The sequence below is a fragment of the Sandarakinorhabdus limnophila DSM 17366 genome (genome assembly GCF_945882885.1).
In the GTDB taxonomy this organism is placed as follows: Bacteria; Pseudomonadota; Alphaproteobacteria; order Sphingomonadales; family Sphingomonadaceae; genus Sandarakinorhabdus; species Sandarakinorhabdus limnophila_A.
The window spans coordinates 22,915-31,685 of the sequence record NZ_CAMCWT010000031.1; the positions used below are offsets into that span (position 1 = coordinate 22,915).

Annotated in this window: 10 protein-coding genes; 8 read left to right on the forward strand and 2 right to left on the reverse strand. The window is 62.3% G+C overall.

Annotated features, from left to right (window positions below):
• The first annotated feature begins 30 nt into the window (after positions 1–30).
• Genes Q7O19_RS08380 through Q7O19_RS08410 form a run of 7 tightly spaced genes read left to right on the forward strand, consistent with a single transcriptional unit; the run spans position 31 to position 6,443 of the window.
• Positions 31–1,386 carry an alpha/beta hydrolase gene (locus Q7O19_RS08380; RefSeq protein WP_303809875.1) on the forward strand — a complete coding sequence of 452 codons (1,356 nt, stop codon included), beginning with the start codon at positions 31–33 and terminating at the stop codon, positions 1,384–1,386.
• Positions 1,373–1,855: a DUF3598 domain-containing protein gene (locus Q7O19_RS08385; protein ID WP_303809876.1), complete on the forward strand. Its 483-nt coding sequence runs from the start codon at positions 1,373–1,375 to the stop codon at positions 1,853–1,855. Before Q7O19_RS08380 ends, Q7O19_RS08385 begins: the two co-directional genes overlap by 14 nt.
• Complete coding sequence (locus tag Q7O19_RS08390; protein WP_303809877.1) at positions 1,855–3,225, forward strand: 3-isopropylmalate dehydratase large subunit; 1,371 nt, start codon at positions 1,855–1,857, stop codon at positions 3,223–3,225. The genes Q7O19_RS08385 and Q7O19_RS08390 overlap by 1 nt, the downstream gene beginning before the upstream one ends.
• Positions 3,222–3,806: a 3-isopropylmalate dehydratase small subunit gene (gene leuD, locus Q7O19_RS08395; RefSeq protein WP_303809879.1), complete on the forward strand. Its 585-nt coding sequence runs from the start codon at positions 3,222–3,224 to the stop codon at positions 3,804–3,806. Before Q7O19_RS08390 ends, leuD begins: the two co-directional genes overlap by 4 nt.
• Entirely contained in the window at positions 3,803–4,714 is a 912-nt protein-coding gene (locus Q7O19_RS08400; protein WP_303809888.1) for a hydroxymethylglutaryl-CoA lyase, read from the forward strand. Before leuD ends, Q7O19_RS08400 begins: the two co-directional genes overlap by 4 nt.
• On the forward strand, positions 4,711–5,892 hold the full coding sequence (locus Q7O19_RS08405; protein ID WP_303809880.1) for a CaiB/BaiF CoA-transferase family protein: 1,182 nt from the start codon (positions 4,711–4,713) through the stop codon (positions 5,890–5,892). Before Q7O19_RS08400 ends, Q7O19_RS08405 begins: the two co-directional genes overlap by 4 nt.
• Positions 5,889–6,443, forward strand: coding sequence for a VOC family protein (locus Q7O19_RS08410; protein ID WP_303809881.1), 555 nt, complete (start codon positions 5,889–5,891; stop codon positions 6,441–6,443). Before Q7O19_RS08405 ends, Q7O19_RS08410 begins: the two co-directional genes overlap by 4 nt.
• 190 nt (positions 6,444–6,633) lie before the next feature.
• Here the strand turns inward: Q7O19_RS08410 and Q7O19_RS08415 are convergent, their stop codons facing one another.
• Complete coding sequence (locus Q7O19_RS08415; RefSeq protein WP_303809883.1) at positions 6,634–7,005, reverse strand: hypothetical protein; 372 nt, start codon at positions 7,003–7,005, stop codon at positions 6,634–6,636.
• Positions 7,002–8,213, reverse strand: a complete 1,212-nt coding sequence (locus Q7O19_RS08420; RefSeq protein ID WP_303809885.1) for a class I SAM-dependent methyltransferase — start codon at positions 8,211–8,213, stop codon at positions 7,002–7,004. Before Q7O19_RS08420 ends, Q7O19_RS08415 begins: the two co-directional genes overlap by 4 nt.
• Positions 8,214–8,364: 151 nt before the next feature.
• On the opposite strand from Q7O19_RS08420, the gene Q7O19_RS08425 reads away from it, so the two are divergent.
• Positions 8,365–8,771, forward strand: a 407-nt coding sequence (locus Q7O19_RS08425; RefSeq protein ID WP_303809886.1) for a helix-turn-helix domain-containing protein, incomplete at its 3' end; no start/stop codon positions are given.

The window sequence follows — 8,771 nt, forward strand, 5'->3', positions numbered from 1 at the left end:
AGGGGAGTTTGTCCGGACAAATTACCTCTCATGATTTCCCGTCACTTCATCGACGTGCCCAATCCGGACGGCAGCTTGCGCCGCGTCCATTACCGTCGCTGCGGCGCGGGTCAGCCTCTGCTGATGGTCCACCAGTCGCCGCGCTCATCGGCCGAATATGACGCCCTGATGCGGGTATGGGGCCAGCATTTCACCTGCATCGCGCCCGACACACCGGGTTTCGGTCAGTCGGAACCTCTGCCTGGCAACCCGGATATCGCCGATTTCGCTGCTGGCCTGATTGCGCTGATGGACGCACTGGGCCTCGATCGCTGCCCTGCATACGGGTTCCATAGCGGTGGCATCATCTTGATGACCGCCATGAAGCATTATCCCCAGCGCTTCACCGGCATGGCGGTGGGCGGCTATGCGATCTGGACGGAACAGGAAATGGCGATCTTCAGCGCCTCATATCTGCCAGTGTTCCAGCCAAGCGCTTATGGCGAACATCTCACCTGGCTTTGGAACCGCATGCTGGAGCAGAGCTGGTTTTTCCCCTGGTTCGACCTGCGCCCCGAAGCGCGTCTGCCGAATGCACACGCCGACGTCTCCCGGATCGATCAGGCCGTTCGGGAAATGCTTGAATCGGGCGACCACTATCGCGCTGGCTATGGCGCCGTGCTCCGCGCCCCGCGTGACATTCCGCTGGCCGATGCCAACGTGCCGCCTGTCCTCATCTCAGCCTATGCCGGCGACCCGTTGCAGGCCCATATCGACCGGCTTGGGGCCATGCCTGCCGGCTGGAAGGCCGAAAAGGTCGCGACCCAAGCCGATCACCACCGGGTCAGTCTAGATTGGCTGCTGGCGCTTCCATCGGTGCCGGACGCTGTCTTGCGTGAATCAGATGACCAAGGTTTTGCAAGAGTATCCACCGAATATTTCACAGGCCTCGTCCATTGGCGGGGGCGTGCCGGTGACACCTGCATCATCCCTGCGCCGGGACGCGCCATAAGCCTGACCGTGGGCGCCGGCATCGATCCCCCGGGCCATGGCCTTTCCGACGATTGGCAGGCCGGCAGCGACCGCGCGACATGGGATGCCGTATTCGCACAGGTGCAACGTCAGCGCGGTTTTGCCGACCTGGTCTTTGAACCCCCTCCGCCGGGCAATCCCGCCCAGCTATACCCCGATCTCACGCCCGATCGCTTCGGCAGCCATCTTGCCCGTGCGTGGAGTGTAGTCCGCGCCGGTCGCTTGTTTGCGCCCTGGTACAGTGTCAACGTCATCCCATTCGACCCCGCGGCCATCGCGCCGGCTGGGCTCGCCGCCGCTCACCTTGCCCTGCTGCAAGCCCGCAGCGCTTACGCCTTTCACACCGCTTATGGAGACAGAGATGGGGATCCGTGAAGACATGCCGCTGCTTGCCCGCCACGAAGGCGTTTGGGATGGCAGCTACATCTATTACAACGCGGCTGGCGTGAAGGTTGACGAGCACAGGAGCCGACTGTTCTGCCGCTTTCTCGCCGACGATGTGGAAATGCCGTACCACCAGACCAACCATTACAGCTGGGCCGATGGCCGGACCGAGATCCGCGAGTTTCCCGGCCGCTATCACGATAAGCGGGTATGGTGGGACAATGAGTTGATCAAGGGCAGCGCCTGGGAAGTGGGGCAGGATGATCACAGCCGATCGGTCATGCTATTCTGGGAACGCACCGGCGATCCATCTCTCTATCTTTACGAAATGATTCAGCTTTCTGACTGCGGCACCAAACGTTGCCGCACTTGGCACTGGATCAGGAATGGCCAGCTTGAAACCCGCACCGCCATCCAGGAAGAACTGGTGACGAAAGACTGGAGGAGCCTGGAACCCTGATGGCAACTCTTGTAGAGAAGATCTGGAACGCGCACCGGGCGGCCGCCACCTCTAGCGGTGCCGACGTGATCGCCATTGATCGCATCTTCTTGCATGAACGCACCGGCGCTGCAGCACTGAAATCGATGGCCGCCGCCGGGCGTCCGGTGCGCGACCCGGCGCGCGTCTTCGTTGGCATGGATCACATCGTCGACACACGCCCTGGCCGCTCCGATCAGACGCTTATGCCCGGCGGCCAGAGCTTCATAACCGAAACCCGAGAAGCCGCCCGCGCTGCCGGCCTGACAATCTTCGACGTGACGGACCGAGATCAAGGCATTGCCCACGTAATATCGCCCGAGCTCGGCATCGTGCTGCCAGGTTGCACGCTGGTGGCGCCTGACAGTCACACCTGTACCCAAGGCGCATTCGGCTCGCTGGCCTGGGGCATCGGCAGCAGCGAAGCTGAACATGCGATGGTGACGGGCACGTTGCGCTTGTCGCGCCCGAAGACCATGCGCATCCGCCTCGATGGGCGACTGTCAGTGGGCGTCACCGCCAAGGATCTCGCGCTCGCCCTGCTGGCTCGTTTCGGCGCAGCCGGCGGCGCTGGCCACGCCGTGGAGTATACTGGCAGCGCAGTCGCCGCGCTGGACTTGGATGCACGGATGACCCTTTGCAATATGGCAACAGAATTCGCTGCATTCACCGGCATCATCGCGCCCGATGAGGCCGCTTTCGCCGCACTTGCAGGCCGCCGCTATGCTCCACAAGTCTTTGATTCTCCTTATTGGCAATCGCTGTACAGCGACCCGGATGCCGCTTTCAACGCCGAGCTGTCGTTCGATGCCAGCAGCGTTGCCCCGATGGTGAGTTGGGGCACCAGTCCCGAACACAGCATCGCCGTGACGGCCACCGTGCCCCAAGGCCCCGCGCGCGCGCTCGAGTATATCGGCCTCGCCCCCGGAACGCCCATTGCAGGTACACCAATTGATGTCGCCTTCATCGGCAGTTGCACCAACAGTCGGCTTTCCGATCTGCGCCGCGCCGCCACCCTCTTGCAGGGCCGTCATATCGCGCCCGGAATCAGGCGAGCGCTGGTCGTTCCGGGCAGCAGCGCCGTAAAGCGCGCGGCCGAGGCCGAAGGCCTGCACCACATCTTTGCCACCGCCGGCTTCGAATGGCGCGAAAGTGGCTGTTCGCTTTGCTTCTATGCCGGCGGCGAGGGCTTTTCACCTGGCAGTCGCACCATCAGCAGCACCAACCGAAATTTCGAAGGCCGCCAGGGCCCCGGTATTCGCACCCACATCGCCAGCCCGGAAACCGTCGCCGCCAGTGCAATTGCCGGTGTCATCGCCGATCCCAGAAATGTTTCGGGCGCATTGACATGACGCCCTTCACGACGCTCACGTCGATCGCCATCCCGCTCCTCCGGGACAATGTCGACACGGATACGATCATCCCCAGTCGGGAAATGCGCTCGACGGGGCGCACCGGGCTGGCTGCTGGCCTGTTCGCGCCATGGCGCTACCTTGACGTGGATTCCAGGCTGCCCGATCCCGACTTCCCGATCAACGATCCCCGCGCTGCCGGGGCACAGATCCTGCTCGGCGGCGACAATTTCGGCTGTGGATCAAGCCGCGAACATGCAGTTTGGGCGCTGGCCGAATGGGGCATCAACGCCGTCATCGCTGCCAGCTTTGCTCCGATCTTCAAGGCCAATTGCCTGCGCAACGGCTTGCTGCCCATCGAATTTCCACCTGCCGCCTTCGCCTGGCGCGAACTGAGCATCGATCTTGCCGCACAAACCGTCAACGGCCACCACTTCGCCATCGACCCCGAAACCAAGACCATGTTGTTGGAAGGGCTGGACGTGATTGCGCTCACCCTGCAATCGCATGCCGTGATCGACGCCTGGGAGGCGGCGGACCGCAAGGCGCGGCCGTGGGTCTATCTGGAACCGCACGCATGATACTCGTATCCGAAGTCGGACCGCGCGACGGGCTGCAATCAATCCGCCGGATCATGCCGCTCGAAGCCAAGAGGGCCTGGATCGCCGCCGAGGCCGCTGCCGGTGTGAAGGAGATAGAGGTCGGCAGCTTCGTGCCGACCTCGCTGCTCCCCCAGATGGCCGACACGGAAAAACTGGTCGACTTCGCGCGCAAAATTCCCGGCCTCAACGTGGTTGCGCTGGTACCAAACGCCAAGGGCGCGGCACGGGCGGTGGCAGCCGGTGTACACGGCATGTCCATCCCCTTCTCGATGAGCGAGACGCACAGCTTGAAAAATCTCCGAAAGTCCCACGCGCAAATGCTCATGGAGATTGCCGAAGTTGCGAAGCTGGCAAATACGGCAGCCGTGCATTTCTCCGTTGGCCTCTCCACCGCTTTTGGCTGCACGATGGAGGGCGCGGTGCCGGAACGCACGGTCGTGCGCCTCGCCGTTGCCGCCGCTGAAGCCGGTGCAATGGAGTTAAGTCTGTCAGACACGACCGGCTATGCTGATCCTGCCCAGGTGAAACGTTTGATCCAAGCCGTCCGCGCAGCCGTCGGAGATAGGCTCACAACGCTGCACCTCCACAATACGCGCGGTCTGGGCCTCGCCAATGCTCTGGCCGGGCTCGAGGGTGGCATCACCACCCTCGATGCTTCGCTTGGCGGCCTGGGCGGGTGCCCGTTTGCGCCGGGGGCGTCAGGCAATCTTGTGACCGAGGATCTGGTGCTGATGCTCAACAGCATGGGGCTGGAAACCGGCATTGACCTTGAGAAACTGCTCGCCGTGCGCGCCATTCTGGCCGCGGCGCTGCCCGGTGAGCCGCTCTATGGGTTCACACCGGATGCCGGCCTTATGCTGGATTATCGGGAGCGCCTTGCCAAATGACCGCGCCCACACCCCTTCTTGGTCTGAAGATCATCGAATTCACCCATATGGTGATGGGTCCTACCGTCGGGCATATCCTGGCAGGCCTGGGCGCGGAGGTAGTACGGGTGGAGCCGATGGGCGGGGACCAGACGCGGCGGCTGCTGGGTTCGGGTGCCGGCTACTATCCAATGTACAATCGCGGAAAACGCTCCATTTGTCTCGATCTGAAATCCGAAGCCGGGCTGGCGGTGGCAAAAGACTTGATCGGTCAAGCAGATGTCCTGGTGGAGAACTTCCGCCCCGGTGCACTTGATCGGCTGGGCCTGGGCTATACGGCGATGGCGGCAAGCAATCCGGGTCTGATCTATTGCAGTGAGAAGGGCTTTCTGCCCGGCCCCTATGAGCAGCGTACCGCCCTTGACGAGGTCGCGCAGATGATGGGCGGGCTCGCCTACATGACCGGGCCGCCGGGCAAGCCTATACGCGCCGGCGCCAGCGTGATCGATGTGACTGGAGGCATGTTCGGGGTGATCGGCATCCTTTCGGCCCTGCACGAGCGTGGCCAGACCGGGCGTGGCCAGAAGATCGTCGCCAGTCTGTTTGAAACGACTGCATATCTGGTGGGCCAGCATATGGCGCAGTTTGCCGTGACCGGGAAGCCAGCCGCCCCGATGCCCGCGCGCGTCTCAGCCTGGGCGATATACGATGTGTTCGAAACGAAAGACGAGCCTTTGTTTATCGGGGTGGTGACCGACGCACTTTGGGAGAAATTCTGTCATCTGTTCGGAATGGAAGCGCTTTGGGCGGATAAGACGCTCCGAAAGAACAACCAGCGGGTGTTGGCGCGGGACCGTATCCTGCCTCCCATCCGCGCGCTGATTGCCGGCATGACCCGGGCCGAGTTGGTGGCGAAACTGGACGGCACGGGCATGCCTTTCGCCCCCATCGGCAAGCCCGAAGAATTGTTTGATGATCCACATCTCAATCAGGGCGGTCTGGAACCGGTCACGCTCGACGACGGCCGCAAAACGATGCTGCCGACCATCCCGCTCGAGATGGCAGGCGGCCGGCCAGGCGCGCCGCAGCAGTTGCCTAAACCCGGCGAACATAGCCGCGATGTGCTGACCGCGCTGGGCTATGGCGCAGAAAGGATCGCCGCATTGCTCGCCAGCGGCGCAGTGGAGGAACCTCGATGAAGCCGCTGATCATTGCGCTTGGCCTGCTGGCCTGCGCCGCCGCCGCGCAGACTGCGCCAGGCGTGGGCAAGCCGAAAGAACGCCTGCCCACCGATGTGCGCCGTGCCACCATCATCGTGCGCGACATGGAAGCCAGCCTGAAACTGTATCGCGACGTCGTGGGGATGCAGGTGAATTACGACACTGTGGTGGAAACCAGTGGGGTCGCCCTACCCGCTGGCCCGCCGGGCGCCAAAGCGCGGTTGGTGCTGCTGAACTCGAATGACGCATGGGTAGGCTGGATTGGCCTGATGCAGTGGGTGAAGCCGGCGATAAAGGCCAAGCCCTACCCAAAGCGGATGGGGCCGGGCGGCGTCGTGCTGGTCATGAACACCGATGATGTGGCCGGGCGCTGCAAGGCCGCCAAAACGGTGCCGGGCGTTCATTTCACCTCCGAACCCCGTCTGCAGATTTATCCAGGCCGCAATGGCGGGCCTGAAATCCGTGTTATGGGATGCAATTTCTTCGATCCGGATGGCGTGCTGGTGGAGATAAACCAGATCTTGAAGTGATCAGGACGATTTCACCCCTCCCGAAAGGCAGATGCCTGAGACGGTGATCTAATGGAAACCGGCTATCATCCAGCCCGATCCGATCGCGCGGGCGAGCGAAGCGTCCGCGGCCGAGTTCGGCCCGTGGGCGAGGCAGCGGCCGCATCATGATGTCCATGCGATCTCCCCGGGGAGCCGCACGATCCTGCGGCTATTCCTTCGACAATTTCTCAACCCAATCCATGATCGGCGGATCAGTATTGGCCATGGCCTCCACCTCTTGCTGGAAGCCACGCATCACCCGGGTCATATAACCGCGTGTCGCTTCGCCCCGCTCCTCGCCGGCGCTGGCATCAGGCACGTAGCTCTCGATATCGTTGCGGTTTAAGCCACCCTTGGCTTCCAGCAACCGCTCTACCGTGTCGAGCCGCTCACGCAGCACGCTCACTTCGGCAGCAAGCGCGATGGCGAGGCTAAGCAGCCGGTCAATCGCCGGGTCCTCGAAATAATCCGGGCGGCGCCCCTTGGCTTTGCTACCGGCGCGAGCGATCCAGTCAACGCTTTCAGCGTCCCTAGCAGTCACGCTGCCGTCTCCTGCGCCGCAGCCTTCCACGCTCCATAGGCGTTCCACACTGCGGCTCGGCCATAATCTTCCTGCGCTTCGGTCTCTGCGGCCGGAAAGATCGAACGATCCACGACCGCGCGCACGCCCACCACAAATTGGCTATCCTTCGCGAAACCAGCGCGGGCCATCACGTCCTTCAGGTCCTGGCCATGCATGGCGCTCCAGAACGGCTCGTTGTTGTTGAAGGCATCCCAGTCACGCATGAATTGCTCGAACAGCGGCATGGCAGCGCTATACTGGGGCTGTTCGATGTGGAGGATCAGCCCGCCGGGTTTCAGCACGCGATAGCATTCGGCCAGCAACCTCGGCATCGCTTGCGCCGACAATTCGTGCAGGAACATCGTCGTCTGCACCCAATCGAAGTGATTGTCCGGATAGCGCGACAGATCCTCGCCGTTGGCTTGGACAAACCTGATGTTCCTCGCCCCCATTCCAGCCGCCCGCGCCGCCCCATAGCGCAGTGAAGCACCCGCCGTATCAATGGCAATCACATCGGCATCCGGGTAAGCCAGCGCAATTGGCACGGCGTTGTGCCCGACGGTACATCCGATATCGAGGATGCGTTTGGGATGCCAATCCGGCCGCTCCTTATTTGCCCAGGACACCACGGCCTGTCCGCCGCCATCGTTCAGGCCACCCAATGCGCCGCCGGTGGTCGCGAAAATGCCGACATCATAATTGGCCCCGGCCGACACATCGCCGGGCCGTTCCTCGCCATGATAGCCGCCGGGCTGGCAGTGGATGTCCACGGCTGTCTGATAATCTGGCTGCCGGATGGCGGGATCAAGCTCCAGCATTCCGGAATGCTCGTTGAACTGGCGCGCCAACGCATCGAGCTCGTCAATCTGGCGCAGCACGGTCTGCCGGCCATTGTGCTGGCGCATCTCCATCGAATTGCGTTTCAATGCACTCCACATGCGGTGGAACTGATCCTCGTTCATGGCATCGCGAATTTCGTAGCGATGCTCGGGATCGCGTCCATGCCTGGCCTGGAAATCAGGCAGAACCCGCGTGTCATAGGCCAGCCTGTTGCCTGGCCCCAGCACGCCCGACAAATAGCGGTTAAAGTGGGTAAGAAAGTTGAACCGCGCCGCTTCGTCATGCTTCGTGCGCGCCAGCATCGGATGGCGGGTTAGCGCAGTATAGGGTGGCGGCAGATCACTCATCGCAGGGCACCTCCGGATTGGTTGTCCGGACAAATGGGCCTTAAGGACGTCCCCAAGTCAAGCCTCAGGAAAGCTCGGTGTGGCTGTAGGACTTTACGGACTTGCGGGACATCTTTCATGCTGCTGACTGGCAGCCAGTAGGATGGATCCAATGACCAAGGAAGACCGCGACATTCATCGCAAGCTCAAAGTGCTGCGCCATGCAGAGAAGATCGGTGATGTGGCCAGGACCTGCCGATACTTCGGCGTGGGGCGATCGAGCTTCTACCGCTGGAAAGCCGCTTACGACCAGTGCGGCGAAGCCGGGCTGGTAAACGCCAAGCCCATCCCGAAGAACCCTGCCAACCAGACGCCTCTCGAGATCGTAGACAAGGTTCTCTACCTGCGAAGCAAATATCACCACAGCAAGCAGGTGCCAGGCCATCACATCCAGATGGACGTCAAGTTCCTCACCTTCGCTGGCGAGCGCGGCGAGAAGATCCGCCGGTTCCAATATACTGCCATCGACGATGCCACCCGCGTCAGGGCGCTCAAGGTCTACGACAAACACACACAAGC

What these genes read in the sequence shown, in the direction of transcription:
- Q7O19_RS08410 (WP_303809881.1), top strand. Translation starts at nt 5,889, where the DNA reads ATGAAGCCGCTGATCATTGCGCTTGGCCTGCTGGCCTGCGCCGCCGCC.
- Q7O19_RS08385 (WP_303809876.1), top strand. Translation starts at nt 1,373, where the DNA reads ATGGGGATCCGTGAAGACATGCCGCTGCTTGCCCGCCACGAAGGCGTT.
- Q7O19_RS08405 (WP_303809880.1), top strand. Translation starts at nt 4,711, where the DNA reads ATGACCGCGCCCACACCCCTTCTTGGTCTGAAGATCATCGAATTCACC.
- leuD (WP_303809879.1), top strand. Translation starts at nt 3,222, where the DNA reads ATGACGCCCTTCACGACGCTCACGTCGATCGCCATCCCGCTCCTCCGG.
- Q7O19_RS08380 (WP_303809875.1), top strand. Translation starts at nt 31, where the DNA reads ATGATTTCCCGTCACTTCATCGACGTGCCCAATCCGGACGGCAGCTTG.
- Q7O19_RS08420 (WP_303809885.1), bottom strand. Translation starts at nt 8,213, where the DNA reads ATGAGTGATCTGCCGCCACCCTATACTGCGCTAACCCGCCATCCGATG.
- Q7O19_RS08400 (WP_303809888.1), top strand. Translation starts at nt 3,803, where the DNA reads ATGATACTCGTATCCGAAGTCGGACCGCGCGACGGGCTGCAATCAATC.
- Q7O19_RS08390 (WP_303809877.1), top strand. Translation starts at nt 1,855, where the DNA reads ATGGCAACTCTTGTAGAGAAGATCTGGAACGCGCACCGGGCGGCCGCC.